Annotated in this window: 17 protein-coding genes and 1 tRNA gene; 10 read left to right on the top strand and 8 right to left on the bottom strand. The window is 38.0% G+C overall.

Features of this window, described 5'->3' with window-relative positions:
• Positions 1 to 88: 88 nt before the first annotated feature.
• Positions 89 to 634, bottom strand: coding sequence for a TATA-box-binding protein (locus ACKI30_RS01400; RefSeq protein ID WP_292741889.1), 546 nt, complete (start codon positions 632 to 634; stop codon positions 89 to 91).
• Positions 635 to 989: 355 nt separating this feature from the next.
• Positions 990 to 3,329, bottom strand: coding sequence for a hypothetical protein (locus ACKI30_RS01395; protein WP_407409239.1), 2,340 nt, complete (start codon positions 3,327 to 3,329; stop codon positions 990 to 992).
• Between the two features lie 148 nt (positions 3,330 to 3,477).
• Between ACKI30_RS01395 and cyaB the strand changes: the two genes are divergently transcribed.
• Genes cyaB through fen form a run of 5 tightly spaced genes read left to right on the top strand, consistent with a single transcriptional unit; the run spans position 3,478 to position 8,066 of the window.
• Positions 3,478 to 4,023 carry a class IV adenylate cyclase gene (gene cyaB, locus ACKI30_RS01390; protein WP_407409237.1) on the top strand — a complete coding sequence of 182 codons (546 nt, stop codon included), beginning with the start codon at positions 3,478 to 3,480 and terminating at the stop codon, positions 4,021 to 4,023.
• Between the two features lie 48 nt (positions 4,024 to 4,071).
• Positions 4,072 to 5,241: a homocitrate synthase family protein gene (locus ACKI30_RS01385; RefSeq protein WP_407409235.1), complete on the top strand. Its 1,170-nt coding sequence runs from the start codon at positions 4,072 to 4,074 to the stop codon at positions 5,239 to 5,241.
• 6 nt (positions 5,242 to 5,247) lie between these two features.
• Positions 5,248 to 6,501: a homoaconitase large subunit gene (gene hacA, locus ACKI30_RS01380; RefSeq protein ID WP_407409233.1), complete on the top strand. Its 1,254-nt coding sequence runs from the start codon at positions 5,248 to 5,250 to the stop codon at positions 6,499 to 6,501.
• Positions 6,502 to 6,510: 9 nt separating this feature from the next.
• On the top strand, positions 6,511 to 7,074 hold the full coding sequence (locus tag ACKI30_RS01375; RefSeq protein WP_407409231.1) for a chorismate--pyruvate lyase family protein: 564 nt from the start codon (positions 6,511 to 6,513) through the stop codon (positions 7,072 to 7,074).
• Positions 7,075 to 7,082: 8 nt separating this feature from the next.
• Positions 7,083 to 8,066, top strand: a complete 984-nt coding sequence (fen, locus tag ACKI30_RS01370; protein ID WP_407409229.1) for a flap endonuclease-1 — start codon at positions 7,083 to 7,085, stop codon at positions 8,064 to 8,066.
• 14 nt (positions 8,067 to 8,080) lie between these two features.
• Here fen and ACKI30_RS01365 read toward each other — a convergent pair whose 3' ends face one another.
• Both ACKI30_RS01365 and ahcY read right to left on the bottom strand, forming a co-directional pair.
• Positions 8,081 to 8,731 carry a DUF2119 domain-containing protein gene (locus ACKI30_RS01365; protein WP_407409227.1) on the bottom strand — a complete coding sequence of 217 codons (651 nt, stop codon included), beginning with the start codon at positions 8,729 to 8,731 and terminating at the stop codon, positions 8,081 to 8,083.
• A gap of 26 nt (positions 8,732 to 8,757) precedes the next feature.
• Entirely contained in the window at positions 8,758 to 10,008 is a 1,251-nt protein-coding gene (ahcY, locus tag ACKI30_RS01360) for an adenosylhomocysteinase (RefSeq protein ID WP_405291140.1), read from the bottom strand.
• Positions 10,009 to 10,151: 143 nt separating this feature from the next.
• On the opposite strand from ahcY, the gene ACKI30_RS01355 reads away from it, so the two are divergent.
• The 5 genes from ACKI30_RS01355 (at position 10,152) to ACKI30_RS01335 (ending at position 15,654) form a co-directional block, all read left to right on the top strand.
• Positions 10,152 to 10,260: transfer RNA gene (locus ACKI30_RS01355), tRNA-Met, on the top strand.
• Positions 10,261 to 10,377: 117 nt separating this feature from the next.
• Positions 10,378 to 11,544: an aldo/keto reductase gene (locus tag ACKI30_RS01350; RefSeq protein ID WP_407409225.1), complete on the top strand. Its 1,167-nt coding sequence runs from the start codon at positions 10,378 to 10,380 to the stop codon at positions 11,542 to 11,544.
• A gap of 8 nt (positions 11,545 to 11,552) precedes the next feature.
• On the top strand, positions 11,553 to 12,296 hold the full coding sequence (locus tag ACKI30_RS01345) for a HesA/MoeB/ThiF family protein (RefSeq protein WP_407409223.1): 744 nt from the start codon (positions 11,553 to 11,555) through the stop codon (positions 12,294 to 12,296).
• 247 nt (positions 12,297 to 12,543) lie between these two features.
• The gene (glnA, locus tag ACKI30_RS01340; protein WP_407409221.1) at positions 12,544 to 13,899 is read left to right on the top strand and encodes a type I glutamate--ammonia ligase; all 1,356 of its coding nucleotides are present in this window, start codon (positions 12,544 to 12,546) and stop codon (positions 13,897 to 13,899) included.
• A 72-nt stretch (positions 13,900 to 13,971) separates the two neighbouring features.
• Positions 13,972 to 15,654, top strand: coding sequence for an NrpR regulatory domain-containing protein (locus tag ACKI30_RS01335; protein WP_407409220.1), 1,683 nt, complete (start codon positions 13,972 to 13,974; stop codon positions 15,652 to 15,654).
• Here the strand turns inward: ACKI30_RS01335 and ACKI30_RS01330 are convergent, their stop codons facing one another.
• From ACKI30_RS01330 to ACKI30_RS01315, 4 genes are all read right to left on the bottom strand, one after another.
• Positions 15,655 to 15,945, bottom strand: coding sequence for a DUF2097 domain-containing protein (locus ACKI30_RS01330; protein ID WP_295160546.1), 291 nt, complete (start codon positions 15,943 to 15,945; stop codon positions 15,655 to 15,657).
• 120 nt (positions 15,946 to 16,065) lie between these two features.
• Complete coding sequence (locus ACKI30_RS01325) at positions 16,066 to 16,356, bottom strand: DUF2097 domain-containing protein (RefSeq protein WP_292741085.1); 291 nt, start codon at positions 16,354 to 16,356, stop codon at positions 16,066 to 16,068.
• 45 nt (positions 16,357 to 16,401) lie between these two features.
• Positions 16,402 to 17,277 (bottom strand): formylmethanofuran dehydrogenase subunit C, encoded by an 876-nt coding sequence (locus ACKI30_RS01320; RefSeq protein ID WP_295160551.1) that lies wholly within the window; start codon positions 17,275 to 17,277, stop codon positions 16,402 to 16,404.
• Positions 17,278 to 17,279: 2 nt separating this feature from the next.
• Positions 17,280 to 18,528: formylmethanofuran dehydrogenase subunit A (locus ACKI30_RS01315; protein ID WP_407409217.1), on the bottom strand; the 1,249-nt coding region annotated here is incomplete at its 5' end.

The following is an 18,528-nucleotide window of genomic DNA, read 5'->3' as shown; positions in this document are numbered from 1 at the left end:
TAATTTTCCTATCTCATCTATTGCTTCACCATCAATAATAACGTTATCTAAGTCAAATACTACAAGTTTAATCAATAATACCACCAAATTATATTAAATCTAGCTCACTTAATCTGTCGTAAGCTCTTTCGACGCCTAATTTAGCGTCACTACGGGTTTTAGCACCAGTACATACAACTTTACCGGACCCGAATAATAATAAGACCACTTTAGGATCGGATAATCTGTATACTAAACCAGGGAATTGTTCCGGTTCGTATTCAGTATCTTCGAGTTCTAAAGCAACTGCCTCTAAATTTAATGTGGATTCTAAGTTAGCAGAAGCCACAATGTTTTGAATTTTAATTTCAAACTCTTCAGGAATGTCAGTGTCGACAGTCCTCATTAAATCTACAGTTTTCTTGATTGCTAATTTAGAATCATCTATAGATTTTGCTCCAGTACAAACAAGCTTACCAGAGCTAAAAATTAATGCTGCTGTTTTAGGATCTTTAAGTTTGAAAACTAATCCTGGAAACTGTTCACGATTAAAATTAACCCCTTCTAAAGCTTTGGACACTTCAGTAAGAACAATGTCTTTACCAATGCTTGCAGAAGCAACAATGTTTTCAATTTTTATATCAACATCGGTCAATTTAAAACCTCCATAAGTTATTAAAAGTAGTAAGTAAAATTTAAGAAAACAAAAAAATACATTAAATTTTTACTAATAAAATATTTAATTTAAATAGTATATAAAGGTATGTTTATTTAAAACTTTTATTAAAAAATAAAAAAAATCAGAATTTTTTATTATTTCACAATATAATTTAATTTATAAATATAATTGAGAATTAATGTATTGAAAGTCATTATTTATAAATGTTACCCATTTTTATTAATAATAATTAAAAAACAAATAAGGAAACTAAATTTAGAAAGATGGGTAAAATAAAGTTGACAGAACCAACCGGCAATAATTAATTTCAGGAGCAAATTCACCTAAAATCTCATATTTTTTTGCCGATTCTATGCTTCATCCTATTAAATACCCCATTGGACTTAGGCGCATCCTCAACTTTTTTCTCTTTAACATCCTTTGGCTTTTCTTTTTTAATATTCTTCTTTGGTTCATAAACACTGTTGCGATTAAACGGCAGCCACTTTATATGAATGTTAACGATTTCACCGTCATTAACGCTTTTTTCAAAAACAAGGGGCTTGCGGTTACTGGCCAGGGTGTTTCTTTCCATATGTTCCTCACCATTGATTTTAAAACTTAGATAATCAATAAATACAGGGAATCTGTTATTGTTTGCATCCTTAACGTCAGGAGATTTGAGAAATACCTTTAGGGTTCCATCATTAATGCACTTAAGCTTTATTGTTAAATCGCCTGAAAAACTTTTCATGACTTTTCCAACACCATTGTCATTACTGAACCACTTAGGGGAATCGAAAAAGCAGTCCTTATCGGAAATATGGCAAAGGTCCACGGAATTGTTTGAATCACCGAAATTTTTTATATCAATTCTTGCGGTTGCATATTTCAATATCAGCTCACGGCACTCCCTGCTCATTTCATGTTCAAGATTATTATGGCTGAAGCTGTCCATCCACTCATACATGTTTGACTGTCTAGAACATGAATAATTAATGTCATTGATTATTTTCAATACTGAAAAAGCGGGATAAGCCTTTTTCATTGGGAAATAGGTTCTTGACTCTATTGATTTTGAAATGTTATAATATGACTCTTCAGGCAGATATTTCATATATTCCATTTTAAACCTTCTTGAATGGAAAATGTCTTTTAGATAATCGTCAATGAACTCAAATGCATTAGGGCATGATGATTTGAAGATGTCTGAAATGGAAAGCGTATCGGCATTGCCGTCCGGCTCAGGAATCACGGAACATGGGGTGGATTCATCCTCATTAATTTCAGGTTCGGAGATGAACTCATAGTCGATAGGAACATATGGGGAAATCTCATTTATTTTTCTGGCATATTCAATTGTCTTCTTATCAAAATGCCTGCCCCCTTCAATCTCAAATTCCAGTAGTTTAGGACAATATCGCAACACGATTAAGGTAATGAGTAAAAAATTGTCTTCGCATTCATCAGTAGATATTTTCAGCTTATGCAAATCCGGATCAAGTGCAGGAGTCAGATTGATTCTGTTTGAAAAGTAATCCTCAACGCTTAGCTTACCGAAGTGGTTGCAGCATCTCACCTCAGAGTAAACCAGGTTGCTCAATTGCCTGGAATTTTTATCTTCGATTGAAAATTCCTCGCTTAACTCATCGAAAGTGTTTTGAGCAACTCTTAAAGTCGGGGCCTGAAATGACGGATGTGTTTTTCTGGCGAATTTGGCGAAATATTTCTTTAAATCCTCAGGAGTTTTGCCACGGAATGAATCATATTCCCTTAAGGTTTCACCGGCCTTTCCGCTTATATAATAAACCGGACGGTCAGTTTTACCGACCCTGTAATTCAGCTCATTGTTAAATCCCAGTTTGACATAAAAGGACTGCTGCAGTGCGGTCTTGAAGTCATTGTAATACTCCATTTTTGATTGAATAGGATTGTTGTTCAACGGAAAATTAAAGTGATCTGCTATTTTTGACGCTATCCTGAAATCTTCACTGTGGGTGTGATTATCATCATCAATGGAGCGGATATGAATCTTATTTAAGTCTATATTCGCACACAGCCATAAAACCGAAATGACTCTTGTGTCAAAGCCTCCGCTTAAGGCAACCTGGATATTGTTTGTTTTCCTCTTAAGGGACCTGAGTATATTGACCCATTTCTCAAACCATTTATCCAATATGTTCAAACCTTCCTCTGAATCCAATTCGATGGTATGCTCCATAAAGTCAATCTTTTCAAAGCTTAATGTTTTAGTGTCCTTATCAATGTGAATAGTGTAGTTTCTGGGGATTCTTTCAATTTCATTGACCAATGTTTCCCTATAGCTGAAGGTGCTCAGTCCGCAGGACATCAACACCTTGGCAAAATCCTCGTTTAATGACAGCCTATAGTGATTTCTGAGGTGTTCAACAAGATAGTTGAATGAATTAGAAACGGCGAAATTTTCACCGTCATCATACACATACAAACCGTATGACCCGTTGAAATCCTGAAATACAGAAATAGAAGATTCGGAGTTTTTAACAATGACGTATGTGCCTTCTCCCCCACCGGCAACCTCAGCGCCATCACAATCAAATATGACCTCATCATTGCTGAATACATACCCGTAAAGCTCATCTTCAACTGAATCCAGATTATTGGAATCTATTATGAAAAACTCTTTTTTTAATAATTCCCCAAATTCAGACATTCCTCTCACCTGCTAAAATTATACTTAAAATTTATATAAAAACTATTATTTATAATCTATTCTGTATATAAATTATATTTAAATTCGCCATAAGAAACATAATCAGACAGTTATAATAATAAATAATTACATAATAATATCAGATACCATGATAGAAGTTGAAGTGAAAGCAAAAATAGACAGTTTTGAAGAAATTGAAGAGAGGCTCGCCGAAATCGGTGCGGAAAAAACCAAAAAGGAGTTTCAGGAAGACATCTATTTCAACAGCCCGGTGGTTGATTTTGCCCAAACCGACGAGGCATTGAGAATAAGAACCACAAAAGAAGATGACAAAACAAACATATTCATCACATACAAGGGACCTAAAATAGACTCAAAATCCAAAACCAGAAAAGAGATTGAAATGGGAATCGAGGATGCCGAAAAATGTGCGGACATCTTTGAGGAAATAGGGTTTAAACAGGTAAGGGCCGTTAGAAAAAACAGGCAGTACTACAAATATGAAAACTTTGAAATATCCCTTGATGACATTGAAGGACTTGACCCATATATGGAAATAGAAATTGCCCTTGACGACGGTGCGGACTACAGTGAGGCTCAGGACAGAATATTTGCACTTTTCGAAAAATTGGGCATCACTGACGGGTTTGAGAGAACTTCATATCTGGAGCTATTAGAAAACTTATATAAATAACAAACCTATTATAATATTATATTAGATTAATTTTTAGAAGTGATTATATTGCAATATTTTATAAGTCATTATAACAAAGAGTCTGAATTAACATTTCCAGATGACATTACAATTTATGACACTACTTTAAGAGACGGCGAACAAACACCTGGAGTTTGTTTCAGCTTTGAAGAAAAATTAGAAATCGCAAGAAAACTTGATCAATTTAAGATACATCAAATTGAAGCTGGTTTTCCAATTGTTTCTGAAAAGGAAAAGGAATCAGTAAAGGCAATAGCTAACGAAGGCCTTGACGCTACAATTCTTGGATTGACAAGAACAAAACCTGAAGACATTGACGCTGCACTTGACTGTGATGTGGACGGCGTAATCACATTTGTCGGAACCTCAGACATCCACCTTGACCACAAGATGCACATTACAAGGCAAGACGCAATAAACCTGTGTGAAAGCGCAGTGGATTACGCTAAAGACCACGGACTTTTCGTTGCATTTTCCGCAGAGGACGCAACAAGAACCGACATTGAATTTTTAAAACGTATTTACGGAAAAGCTCAGGAATGCAAAGCCGACAGAGTTCATATTGCAGATACAACCGGAGCAATTACCCCTCAAGGAATCAAATACCTTGTTGAAGAACTTGTAAAAGACATAGACATCGATATTGCAGTTCACCTGCACAATGATTTCGGTCTTGCAGTTATCAACTCAATCACCGGTGTTCTCGCTGGTGCAAAAGCAGTTTCAACAACTGTCAACGGTATTGGGGAAAGAGCAGGTAACGCTTCACTTGAAGAGCTCATCATGGCAATGAAAATATTATACGGAAAAGACTACGGATTTAAAACCAAATACATCAAGGAACTCTCCGACCTTGTATCAAGAGCAAGCGGTCTTCCTATTCCATACAACAAGCCTGTTGTCGGAAACAACGTGTTCAGGCACGAATCCGGAATACACGTAGATGCTGTTATTGAAGAGCCGCTCTGTTACGAACCTTACCTTCCGGAACTGGTCGGTCAAAGAAGACAACTTGTTTTAGGTAAACATTCAGGCTGCAGAGCAGTAAGGGCAAAATTGAATGAATGTGACCTTGATGTCAGTGATGAGGAACTCATTGAAATCGTAAAACTGGTCAAAAAATCCAGGGAAGAAGGAAAATACATTAACGATCAAGTATTCAAGGACATTGTTAAAAAAATCAGTAAAAAGGAATAGATTGAAATGAACATTACTGAAAAGATATTATCCTCAAAGGCAGGACATGAAGTGAGTCCGGGAGAAATCATTGAAATTCCCGTCGACCTTGCAATGTCACACGACGGAACTTCACCTCCTGCAATCAAAACCTTTGAAAAGATAGCGGACAAGGTGTGGGACCCTGAAAAGATAGCCATTATCTTTGACCACAACATCCCTGCAAATACAATCGGTTCCGCTGAATTTCAAAAGGTGTGCAGAAATTTCATAAAGACACAAAATATCACTAAAAACTTTATTCATGGAGAGGGAATCTGCCATCAGGTAGTTCCGGAAATGGGATTGGTCGAACCCGGAAAAGTCATTGTGGGTGCTGACTCACATACCTGTACATATGGTGCATTCGGAGCATTTTCAACAGGTATGGGTGCAACAGACCTTGCAATGGTTTGGGCAACAGGAAAAACATGGTTCATGGTTCCTGAAGCAATTAAAATGACCATTGAAGGTGAACTAAATCCCTACATTGCACCAAAAGACATCATACTAAACATTATAGGTGAAATAGGAATAGCAGGCGCAACCTACAAAACAGCCGAGTTCTGCGGCCCCACAATAGAAAACATGGGCGTTGAAGGAAGAGCAACCATGTGCAATATGGCAATAGAAATGGGTGCAAAAAACGGAATAATGGAACCTAACCGTGAAGTTATCGACTACATCTGCAAAAGAACAGGCAAAAATGAATCCGAACTGAACATTGTAAGATCAGACAAGGACGCTGAATATTGCGCAGAAAAGCACTTTGACATAACCGAAATGGAACCTCAAATCGCCTGTCCGAACGATGTTGACAACGTATGCGACATCTCAAAAATCGAAGGAACCGCAGTAGACCAGTGCCTGATCGGGTCATGTACCAACGGAAGACTGTCCGATTTGAAGGATGCAGCCGAAATACTCGAAAATCAAAAAATCTGCGATGACATCAGATTGCTGATTCTTCCTGCTTCAAGAGAAATCTACAAACAGGCAATGCATTTAGGATACATCGACACATTCATAGACGCAGGAGCAATAATCTGCAACCCAGGATGCGGACCATGCCTTGGAGGACATATGGGAGTGCTGTCAGAAGGAGAGTCATGCATTTCAACAACAAACAGAAACTTCAAGGGAAGAATGGGAGATCCTGCATCTTCAGTTTACTTATCAAACTCAAAAGTAGTAGCTGCTTCAGCAATTAAAGGAGTTATTACTAATCCAAAAGATTTATAAGTGATTAAAATGCAGAAAGACAAAAACGAAGCAAACAAACCACTAATCGAAAAAATCAACGACCTGGAAAAAGACTACGGTCAGAAATTCTCAAACACACAGAAAATTCTGCTGACAACAGACGGGTCCATTACTGCAATTTTAGATGTGCTATACGGAAAAATTACTTTGGACACCCTTGACCAACATTTTGAAGATGCTGATGAGGAGCATGCGAAATTGGTGAATGTTGATGCGGGCGACGAAATTAATTTTAGGGAAGTTATAATGCATAAGGATGACCAACCTTTGATATATGCAATATCCCACGTTCCGTTAGGAAGATGCAGCAAGGAAGTTTGCTCTGATTTGCTAAGAGCAGATATACCAATTGGAAGAATTTTAAAAAATTACAATATAGAATCCAGAAGGGAAGTCAACAACATCTTCATAGAAAAGCCAAACGAAAAGCTGATCGACTTGTTTAAAACAGACGAGGACTTCCTGGCACGGGATTACGTTATCATCAGCGATGATGAAATCCTGATGTGGATTAAGGAAATGTTTCCTGTTAGCTATTTCACAGAGATTTAGGTGTTAAAATGGGTGTTAAACTTAAAGACATAATTGAACCTGAAAAGATTGACTTTAAAGATTTGGAAGGAAGGGCCGTATCAATTGATGCGTTCAATACCCTGTACCAGTTCCTGTCAACCATCAGACAAAGGGACGGAAGGCCATTGACAGATGAAAATGGAAATGTCACATCCCACTTAAGCGGAATATTATACAGAAACTCATCAATGATTGAAAAGGACATCAAACCAATCTACGTCTTTGACGGACAGTCCAGCGAACTTAAAAGTGACACCCAAGCAAAAAGAAGAGAAGTTAGGGACGAAGCCGAAAAGATTTACAAGGAAGCGTTAGCGCAGGGAGATACTGAAAAGGCCCGCAAGTTTGCAATGAGATCATCAAAACTCTCAGCGGATATTATTGAATCCTCCAAAAAGCTTCTTACATTAATGGGAATACCATATGTTGAGGCAAAGGGAGAAGGTGAAGCTCAGGCAGCATACCTTGTTGCAAACGGCGATGCATATGCAGTGGCCTCCCAGGATTACGACTGCCTGCTTTTTGGAGCCAAAAGGGTCGTGAGAAACCTTGCAATCAATTCCAATCTGGGAAATCTTGAATACTATGAATTGAACAGGGTTTTAAAAGAACTTAAAATTACCCGTGAAGAACTGATTGACATGGGAATTTTAATCGGAACCGATTTCTGTGAAGGCCTGAAGGGAGTAGGTGCAAAAACCGCACTCAAACTAGCCCACAAGGGACAGCTTAAAGAGAAATTGGCAGAGCTTCAACAACAGTCCACCCACGATTTGGATGAGGTCAGGGAACTGTTTTTAAACCATAACGTCAATACCGACTACAAAATCAAGTGGGAAAAACCAAAACAGGACAAGCTAATCGAATTTCTATGCTATGAACACGGATTTTCCGAAGACCGTGTTGCAAAAGCTTCAGACAAGCTTAAAAATTTAAACTCATCCCAAGGCAGCCTTGATGCCTGGTTTTAGATAAAAAAATAGATTTAGTATGGAGGGAAATCCTCTCCAAACACTTTTTTTGCATATTCAACAGCCAAATTAACCTGAGGAGCATAATCCTTAAGCATCTCCATTTCAAAATACTGTCTTGAAGGAGATTTTAAAATGAGTTTCAGCAATTTTTCATAAGTTTCGATAGCCAATTGCCTATTGAAGCCGAATTCCTCTTCTATTTGCGGAGTTAATTTTTCAAAACATGGAAATTCCAATGTCTTGCAGACTGTTTCTGTTGAAAAATATGTCATCCGAATCAGAGGTGAAACTGAAGACACCAGCACATGATTTCCAAGTTTAATCAACGGAGGAACGCCTGTCTTTTTATATCTCTCCATTGAGGTTAACTTTTCATAGTTTTTAAGATTGTAACAGTGCAGTTCAGTGTAGAAATCAGGCTCGAAGTATTCTATCAAATTTAAAATCTTCTGACCGATCTCGGATTGATAATATTCTTTTTTAATTGTTGAAATATAAGGAGTCTTGTCAAAATTATAAAAATAGAACTGTCCGGGGGACAAATCCTCTTCTTGAATTCTTTGAATGAATTTCAGAGAGGTAACCCCTTCATTTCCGTGAACGCCACCAATAAACAGCTTGGTTGGGCCGTCACCGTTATCAATATATCTGAAATATGACATAAAAAAAGAAAAAAAATTTGAAGGAATTATGTTCCTTCTTGCCAGTTAGCCATGTAAGCTTTTTGTTTGTCTGTTAATGAGTCGATTTCAATACCCATAGCATCCAATTTCATGCTTGCTACGGTGTAGTCGATTTCATCAGGAGCTTTGGTTACTCCAACAGGCAAATCGTTTTCAAGGATGTGTTTTGCGGATAATGCTTGTACAGCAAAACTCATGTCCATGATTTCAGCAGGGTGACCTTGACCTCTTGCTGCAGATAAGTTTACTAAACGGCCGTCTGCGAGTAAGTAGATTTTACGTCCGTCTTTTGTGGTGAACTCTTCAATACTTTCACGTACTTCTTTTACTTCGGTTGAGATAGCTTCAAGGTCCGGTCTGTTGATTTCAACATTGAAATGTCCGGAGTTTGCAAGCATACATCCGTCTTTCATGTATTTGAAGTCATCACCGCAGATGATATCAGCGTTACCGGTTACGGTAATGATTAAGTCAGCTTGTTTTACTGCTTCTCTGATGGTCATTACTCTGTATCCGTCCATTCTTGCTTCAAGTGCTCTGATTGGGTCAACTTCAGTAACGATTACATCTGCACCGAGACCTGCTGCACGTAATGCTAATCCACGACCACACCAGCCGTATCCGCATACAACAACAGTTTTTCCCGCAATAACCATGTTGGTTGTTCCCATGATTGCGTCGAAACTGGATTGTCCGGTACCGTATCTGTTATCGAATAAGTATTTGGTATAAGCATCGTTTACGGCGATAACCGGGAATTTCAATGCTCCGTCAGCGTGCATTGCTTGAAGTCTGTGAACACCGGTTGTGGTTTCTTCACAAGCACCTTTGATGTGGCTTAAAAGTTCAGTCCTTTCGTTGTGGAGAACCATAATCATGTCTGCTCCGTCATCAATGATGATGTCAGGCTTGTGGTCTAATACCATGTTGATTGTTTGGTAGTATTCCTCATCATCCTGTTCTCTCCAACCGTAAACGTTTAATCCGAGGTCAGCTGCACCGGCAACTGCATCGTCATGAGTGGACAATGGGTTGCAACCGGTCATAGCGACTTCTGCTCCACCAGCCATCAAGGTTAAACCTAAGTTGATGGTTTTAGGTTCCAAGTGTAAGCATGAACCGATGGTAATACCTTTGAAAGGTTGAGTTTCTAAATATTCCTCTTTAATGGATTCCAAAACAGGCATGTGTTTTTGAACCCATTCGATCTTACGGACACCTTCAGGTGCCAATGACATGTCTTTAACTTTACTCATAATATCACAATAAAAATAATTAATAATATAACTATATAATTAGATGTTATTAAATACATATGTTAATTTTAAAAAAATGCCAAAAAATAACTAAAAAACAAAAACTTTAAATGTAATGATTAAAAGATATATATTTGTTAGATGCCGGGGTGGCTCAGCTGGTTAGAGCGCACGGCTCATAGGGTAATATAGCGTGCTCAACCGTATTCCTGGGATACCGTGAGATCGCGGGTTCGAATCCCGCCCCCGGCATCCTAAATCCCAGGAATTTTCCATCTAAACTATTTTTAAAAGACTTATTTTTCAAAACATAACAATTTTATAGTTCATTAATAAAATATATCCATGTTAAGTTATTGAGGATTTGAAATGTTATATAATGAACTTGGAAAGACCGGATTGAAAGTTTCAAGGCTTGGTTTTGGAACTATGAGACTTCCAACAACTAATTCTAATGCTGATATTGATACTCAAGAAGCATCCAAAATGCTCGAATATGGAATTGAAAATGGAATCAATCTAATCGATACCGCATATCCTTACCACAGCGAGACTCTGGAAGGCAGCGGAAACAGTGAAAGATTTGTTGGTGAATTTTTAGCTGAAAACTCCTACAGAGATGATGTTTTACTCTCCACCAAGTCACCGTCATGGGCCATTGAAAGCGAAGATGACTTTCAGATGTATCTTGATGAACAGCTTGAAAAGCTAAAGACCGATTATATTGACATTTACCTGCTTCACTCCCTTACCGTCCCTGACTGGAATAAGGTAAGAGATTTTGGAGTCTTGGACTTTTTAGACGACTGCCTAAGCTCAGGAGTCGTGAAGCATGTGGGATTTTCATCACATATTGAAGTGGACTATCTGATTGAAATCATTGACGAATATCCTAAATGGGAAGTAGTAATGACACAGATGAACTATTTTGACGAATATTACCAGTCAGGAATCATGGGCCTTGACTATCTAAAGGACGTCAATATAGGCAGCATGATCATGGAGCCACTTAGGGGCGGCAGACTTGTCAACAACATTCCGCAATCAGTTCAGGACATCTGGAACATGGCTGAAGTTAAAAGAACACCTGTTGAATGGGCTTTGCAGTATTTATGGAACAGGGACGATGTCGATTGCGTATTAAGCGGTATGACCAGCCTCGAACAGGTGAAAGAAAACATTGAAATAGCTTCAAGAATCGATGAAATAAGTGAACACGACCAGGAAGTCATAAGGGAAGTCGCAAGAGAATACAGAGGATTTGTAGGTAACAGATGTACAAGATGCGGCTATTGCATGCCTTGTCCTCATGGAGTGGACATCATCAACTGCCTCACCGAATTCAATATTGCAAACATGCTTAATGATCCGAAGGCAAGTGCAATGCAGTATTTCTCATTGATTGATGACGATTCAAGAGCCGACAGCTGCGTTGACTGCAAGGAATGCATTCCTTTCTGTACACAAATGCTGAATATTCCCGAAGAGCTTCAGAAGGTATACGAATACTTCGGCAGTGAATTTGACCACTTTTAGGTGTTAATATGGAAAACGATGACAGATACTGGGAAATAATTACCCGCCAATTGCCTCTTGCAGACAAAAGCGAGCAGGAGAAGTTCAGAAATTCTAAAATCGCAGTCATAGGCTGCGGAGGAATCGGAGGCCAGACCATTGAAATGCTTGCAAGAATGGGTGTTGGAGAGCTTGTCCTGGTGGATGAGGATTCATTTGACTGGACAAACCTGAACAGGCAAACCCTTGCAACAACCGATGAAATCGGACTGGCGAAAAGCGAGGTTGCAAAACAGAAAACTAAAAAAATCAACCCCTATGTTAAGGTGACAAGCTTTACAGAACACGTGGACTCATCAAACATCGACAAGATTATCGGCGATGCCGACATAGTCATTGACGCGCTTGACAACATTCTAACAAGAGTGATTGTTACAAGACATGCCAGGGACAATATGATTCCGTTCATCCACGGAGCAATTCATGGAACACTTGGCCAGATTACAGTATTTTTATCAAACACCAAAAGTTATGAGGAAATGTTCAACCTGCCGTCTGCAGGAAAAGAGCTAAGTTCCGAAGTTATTGACGAGCTTAGGAACATAACCTCAGGCGTTCCTCCGGCAATCGGACCAACCCCGAATCTGATCGGATGCCTTGAAGCAATGGAGGCATATAAGATAATAACAGGCATCGGAAAGGTTACCGTTGCACCGAAAATTCTAACATTTGACTTATTGGATTTGGCTTCATTCAAAATTGAAGAACTTTAGAATAAGTCAAATTTTTAACTCTTTTTTATAATGAAATGAACAGTATATAATGAAATTAAAAAATGAATATACATTTTTTATTTAAAAAAAATTTGCTTATACATTAATATACTAAAAATTACATAATACTATTATATAATTATTTTTTCAAAATCTTTATATATTAATAAATTAAGATATAGTTTTGATAGGAAACATATTTCCGACTATTAAAAACTCAATCTTAATATTTTGGAGCTTGATTTAGATGGGCGATATTCCAGAAGAAAAAATAGAACAAATAAAAGAAAAAATGAAAGAGGATAATATCAAATTTATCCGTTTACAATTTGTTGACATCAACGGTACCGTTAAAAACATCGTCATCCCGTTCAATGGTGAAGACATGGGAGAGCTATTCAATGAAGGAATGTTATTTGACGGATCATCCATTGCAGGATTCGTTGGAGTAAACGACAGTGACCTTGTATTGAAACCTGACATCGACACATACTCCAGACTTTCATGGAGACCTGAAGAGTCTGCAACCTGCAGATTCATCTGTGACGTCTGGACAGCAGACCAAAAACCGTTTGTAGGTGACCCTAGAGGTGTGCTTAAAAAATCACTGGCACACATTGCAAAAATGGGACTTCAGTACAACATAGGTCCTGAACCGGAATTCTTTATTGTGGATATTGATGAAAACGGATATCCTATGCCTTACGATGATGCAGGATACTTTGATGTGGAACCTCTAGACAAAGGACCTGACTTTAGAAGAGAACTGACCCTGAACCTGGAAGACCTCGACTTTGAAGTTGAAGCATCCCACCACGAAGTAGCTCCGGGTCAAAACGAAATCGCATTCAAATTCAAAGACGCACTAAAGACTGCAGACGCAGTTATCACATTCAAACAAGCAATCAAGGCTATCGTAGACAACATGGCTACATTTGACCAGATGGATTACAGAGTAACATTCATGCCAAAACCGTTCTTTGGAGTGAGCGGTAGTGGAATGCACTGTCACCAGTCAGTTTTCAAAGGTGACAAGAACCTCTTCTCAGACCCTGACTCAGAAACAGGCTTATCAAAAGATGCAATGTACTTCATGGGAGGATTGCTTAAGCACGCTCCTGCAATTACAGCAATCACAAACCCAATCGTAAACTCATACAAACGTTTAGTCCCAGGTTTTGAAGCACCTGTGTACAGAGCATACGGTCTTAGAAACAGATCCGCTTTAATAAGAGTTCCTGCAGCACGTGGAAAAGCTACACGTATTGAATACAGGTCCCCTGACCCTGCATGTAACCCATACCTTGCATTTACAGTAATGCTTGAAGCAGGAATTGACGGAATCGTGAACAAAATCGATCCGGGAGAACCTGTAGAGGAAAACATTTACGTCATGACCGAAGAGGAAAGGGAAGCAAAAGGAATTAAACTGTTGCCAACAAGTTTATGGGAAGCTTACCACTCACTTGAAGAAGACCCACTAATCCTTAACGCTTTAGGTCCTCACGTAAGCGAAAAGTTCCTCGAACTCAAATACCAAGAATGGGACGAATACCGTGTTCAAGTATTTGGATACGAACAAAGAAAATATTTAGATATCTAAATCTAAATATTTATTTTTTATTTTAGATTTAATGATAAGAACTATGATTAAATTTAAAATGGGGCTATTTTTATGTCAGAATCCGAACATCGAATGATAGAAATCTTAAGGATATTGAATGCACAGGAAAAACCGACCGGATCCAAGCTGATAGCTGATGAGCTGAAAAACAAAGGATACAATCTGGGTGAACGTGCAGTAAGATACCACATGCAAATATTGGATGAAAAGGGATATACCGAAAGAATGGGATATTCCGGAAGAATAATCACGGATTTGGGTCGTGAAAAACTTGAGAAGGGACTGATATATGACCAGGTTGATTTCATTCATTCAAAATTTGAAGAAATGATTTATTTAACTGACTTCAACTACATGACACAAAGCGGAAATGTGGTAGTAAATACATCAACCATTTATAATGAAGAATCAATCAATATACTGAAAGAAATTTTTGAAAGTGGTCTTTCTGTTAGCCCTTACGTTAATTTAAACAAAGTTAGAAACAAGGATGAAATTGAAGTAACAACCTTGTGCGGCACAACCATAGACGGGATACTTTTAAATGAGGGAATACCTTCACAGCCGCAATACGGAGGACTTCTGAAAATAGAAAACCACCAGCCAATCACATTCACAGAACTGATTTCATACAAAAAGACATCCGTGACACCGCTTGACGCATTTTCAAATGCAAAGCTGACATCTGTATTGGACGTAGTGGAAAACGGCAGCGGAGTGATACCTGCAAATTTCAGACTCATACCGGGAGTGGGAAAACAAAAAACTGTCGAAATCCTGGAAAAACTAGACAAAATCGGGATCGGCGGAATAATTGACATGTCCAATGAAGGCGAAGACCTTTTAGGAATACCTGTTCCTGACGGAATGGTAGGAATAGCCATTGTCGGAGGAATCACACCATTCTGCGCCATTAAAGAATTGGGAGAAGAGATTGACATCAAGATTGCAGAGGAAATCAGAGATTTCAAAACATTATCTCCAATCACAACAACAATCAACCCTACATTAAAGGCTGGAGGAAGCGCAAAGCAACCTAAAATACCATTCTTGCTTTCAAAGTCATGGAACCTAATTCAGCAGGTCAATTTCAATGTTGAAAAAAGAAAAGGAGACATCATATCAAACGTTTCCTATGTGGACAAGGACAATCTGGACAGTGCAATGACAGTCATGGAAGACACATACAATTCCAATCCGAAATACATCAATCCTTACTACAAGCTTTTAGACCATCCGAGTGACGATGATAAAATAGGAATAGGAACTATCTGCAGTTTAAGCATTGATGGGCTTTTAATAAACAACGGAATCATGTGCAATCCGATATACGGAGGATTGCTGGAGCTTACAGAACCTCCACTGTTCATAGACCTGATATCATATAACGGAACAACAATCGATCCCCATAAAATATTCCTGTCAAAAAACATGACTTCAATATCTTCAAACAGCGGAACCACAAAAATATTGGCCAGCTTCAAGGAAATACCTTATATCGCGCGTGATTATGCAGTGCATCTCCTGGACATCCTTAAAAATACCGGATTTTCAATATATAAAATTGGAAAACCAAGAGAAGTAACATATAATGCAAAAGCGGACAATTATAACTTTGGTGTCGTTGCAGGCAGTGGACTCAATACCATTGGTGCAATAAAAGAAAAAGGAATCGATATTGAAGTTAAAGCTATCGAAAAATTAATACCATTTGAAGAAATGGATAGATTGTAGTTACACTACTGTAACTTCCACTTCTTCACCATTTTTAGGATAATGAATGAATTCTATAATATCCTGTTCGTATTCATAAATATCTATTTCTATGGTAGCGCCCAAATCACTTTCATCAAGAGACACTAACATTTTAAATCCAGGTTTACCGAAATATTCTGAAAAATCAACGTTTAAAACTTCACCTTCTGCAAAAACTCTATTATAGGCTATTTGAATCCTATCATGCATTTTTACATTTTCTTTCAAATATTTTACAGCATCTTCTGCGGTTAATTCTAGTTCTTTCATAACAATCAACCCCTTACTTACTTATATACACCTCATCATATAAAAGTTTGTTTGTATATTATCGAACAAAAAAATTTTCAATGAAAAATGAACATGAAAAAATAAATAAAAAAAAGAGGATTATAATACTTCTATTATAATTTCATCGTCATCGTGAATATGACGAATTTCTAATAAATCATCAGCAATTTCATGCAAGTCAACTTCAACTGACTGATTTAAAATTTCACCGGTTAACTGTAAACCGACCCTGAGACCTTCTCCAGTTACATCATCTTCTTCTGTGAGACCTAATACTTCTCCTGGAGCAAAAATACGATTATAGGAAATTTCAAAAACATCTCCAACATACACATTGTTTCTAACGTATTCTACAACCTCATCAAAGGTCATTTCTACTTCTTTCACCATAGTATCTACCTAAAAATTATTTAAAAAAAAGAAAAGAGAAAGGAATTATAAATTCCTGTATTCTCTGATTGAAGTATATTCGTCGTCAAGTTCGCCGTATTCAGCTAATTTTTCTTTGTTAGCTTCAGCACCTAAGTAAAGGTTACCTTTACCGTTGAGACCAATATCTCCAGTGTAGTGAATATATTTTCCTTTGAAAGTGGTTCCTTCTACTTCAGGATCTACAACGATACCGTTGAGAACAAATCCTTCGAGTAATCTACCGAGGAATCCGTGGATGACAATGTTACCGTTTTTCATTTGACCACCAGGCCAACGGTTTACATCACCGTCAATTTCGATAAGACCTTTGGTCATGTGAATACCAGCTAAGATATCACAGTTACCTTTAACGTGAATTCTTCCACCAGTTAAACATTCACCACATTGTTTACCAGCGTTACCGCCAACAACAATTTGTCCTCCGGTCATACCTCTCCATTCACCGATGTAAGAAGCACCAGTGAATTCTTTGGTATTTCCTTCGATTTCAAGGTATCCACCAGACATTTCTCTTCCAGCGTGAGCAGCTGCGTTACCTTTTACGAGAATAGATCCACCGGACATTTCTGCACCTACGTGTAAATCTACACTACTGTTACAGACAATGTTTCCAGCGCTCATTTTACAACCGATGTATTTTACTCTGTTTAAGTCACCGTTTAAAATCATTTCAACTTCTTCAGGTCCGTTAGCTTCTCCTTCAACAGTGATGTCGAAGAAGTCAGTGATTGGGAATCTGGAATTTCCAATAGGAACTTGATATTTAGCGAAATCTGCTTCGGTCCATGAGTAAATTTCATCAGGAATTAATTCATCGAATTCTAAAGCGATTGATGAAGTTTTGATTTGATCAAATGTAATTGTTTTCAAATTAAACACCCCTATTTACCGTCAACGTCAACTCTAATTGGGTTTGATACATAGTGGTCGTGTACTGGATAGTTTTCCCATTTAACTGAGTAGTATTGGGTGAAGAACGGCATAATGTTGTCGATAACTTTTTGCTCGTTTTGTTCCCATCCTTTTACGTTAACCCAAATGTTTTGACTTTCTTTAACTTTTACAATTTCTTTATCTTTTACTAATATTTGACCATCTTTAATAGTGTAGTCAGCTACGTTGAAACCTTTTTCGATTTCGTCAGCTTGTTTGGATGGGTCAATGTCATTAGGATTTATGTCATATACTGCAATGTCTGCTCTGTAACCAGGGGTAAGTGCACCTCTGTCAGTGAATCCGTAGATTTTAGCTGGAGCAGCTCTTGTAATAGTTGCAATATCGTAGAAATCGTATTCTCTTTCAAGAGTTGGGAGAAGAGTTCTTTTGTGTACCCATTTGTGAACTTCATTGTCACACATGTCTTGTCTTTTCTCATTACTCATCAACCAGGAAATGATTCTAGGATATCTGGTGAAAGGACCTGCGTTAGGGTGGTCAGTAGTTAAACATACTCTCCATGGATCTTCAATTAACAAGAATAATTCAAGACCGATAGCCCATTGTAAGGTACTAACAGGGCTTCTTTTGGAGTAGATACATGGGATGATACCTGCTGCAGTTTCACATTCAATATCCTTGTTGGTCCATTTAAGACCGGATAATTTGAATAAGTCGTATTCCATAGGAGCGTCTGCAGTCATAGTAGTGGTTTCATCGAAAGTTACTTGACCGATATCACAGGTTAAGTTGTCAGCTTTGTTGAAGTGTTTAGCGACTTCTTCAGCACCGGAAGTTACATCTTTCCAACTGTTTCCTAAGTAGGAGTGGAATTGTAAGTGAGTTAAGTGCATAACTTGGTCCCTAACTTCAGCTGCGCCTTTACCTTTTTTGATTCCTTTAACAGCATCCATAGTTTCAATAGTGGTTGGTACGTTACCAGGGTGTCCTAAGTCGTTAGGGTGAATGTGGATAGAGTGAGGTAAGTTTAACATTTCGTTAGCTTTTGCGAGTGCAACGATAACTTCTTTGGAAGTTACGTCAAAGTAAGGAGCTTTGTCGTTTACACCGTGTACGTTCATACCCCATCCCCATGCTTCACTTCCACATGGGTTTACGATTTTGATACCGTAACCTTTTGAGATTTTTAACCATGCAGATACAAATGCTGCAATGTCTTCAATATTATTATCT

Origin of the sequence: Methanobrevibacter sp., from assembly GCF_045539575.1 — an archaeon.
GTDB lineage: Archaea > Methanobacteriota > Methanobacteria > Methanobacteriales > Methanobacteriaceae > Methanocatella.
This window is presented reverse-complemented; position numbering and strand designations above follow the sequence as displayed.

Excerpts from the sequence above, each read along its gene's own strand:
- ACKI30_RS01335 (WP_407409220.1), top strand. The coding sequence starts at position 13,972 with ATGTCAGAATCCGAACATCGAATGATAGAAATCTTAAGGATATTGAAT.
- ACKI30_RS01325 (WP_292741085.1), bottom strand. The coding sequence starts at position 16,356 with ATGGTGAAAGAAGTAGAAATGACCTTTGATGAGGTTGTAGAATACGTT.
- ahcY (WP_405291140.1), bottom strand. The coding sequence starts at position 10,008 with ATGAGTAAAGTTAAAGACATGTCATTGGCACCTGAAGGTGTCCGTAAG.
- ACKI30_RS01365 (WP_407409227.1), bottom strand. The coding sequence starts at position 8,731 with ATGTCATATTTCAGATATATTGATAACGGTGACGGCCCAACCAAGCTG.
- ACKI30_RS01345 (WP_407409223.1), top strand. The coding sequence starts at position 11,553 with ATGGAAAACGATGACAGATACTGGGAAATAATTACCCGCCAATTGCCT.
- ACKI30_RS01350 (WP_407409225.1), top strand. The coding sequence starts at position 10,378 with ATGTTATATAATGAACTTGGAAAGACCGGATTGAAAGTTTCAAGGCTT.
- fen (WP_407409229.1), top strand. The coding sequence starts at position 7,083 with ATGGGTGTTAAACTTAAAGACATAATTGAACCTGAAAAGATTGACTTT.
- cyaB (WP_407409237.1), top strand. The coding sequence starts at position 3,478 with ATGATAGAAGTTGAAGTGAAAGCAAAAATAGACAGTTTTGAAGAAATT.
- hacA (WP_407409233.1), top strand. The coding sequence starts at position 5,248 with ATGAACATTACTGAAAAGATATTATCCTCAAAGGCAGGACATGAAGTG.
- ACKI30_RS01395 (WP_407409239.1), bottom strand. The coding sequence starts at position 3,329 with ATGTCTGAATTTGGGGAATTATTAAAAAAAGAGTTTTTCATAATAGAT.
- ACKI30_RS01375 (WP_407409231.1), top strand. The coding sequence starts at position 6,511 with ATGCAGAAAGACAAAAACGAAGCAAACAAACCACTAATCGAAAAAATC.
- glnA (WP_407409221.1), top strand. The coding sequence starts at position 12,544 with ATGGGCGATATTCCAGAAGAAAAAATAGAACAAATAAAAGAAAAAATG.
- ACKI30_RS01330 (WP_295160546.1), bottom strand. The coding sequence starts at position 15,945 with ATGAAAGAACTAGAATTAACCGCAGAAGATGCTGTAAAATATTTGAAA.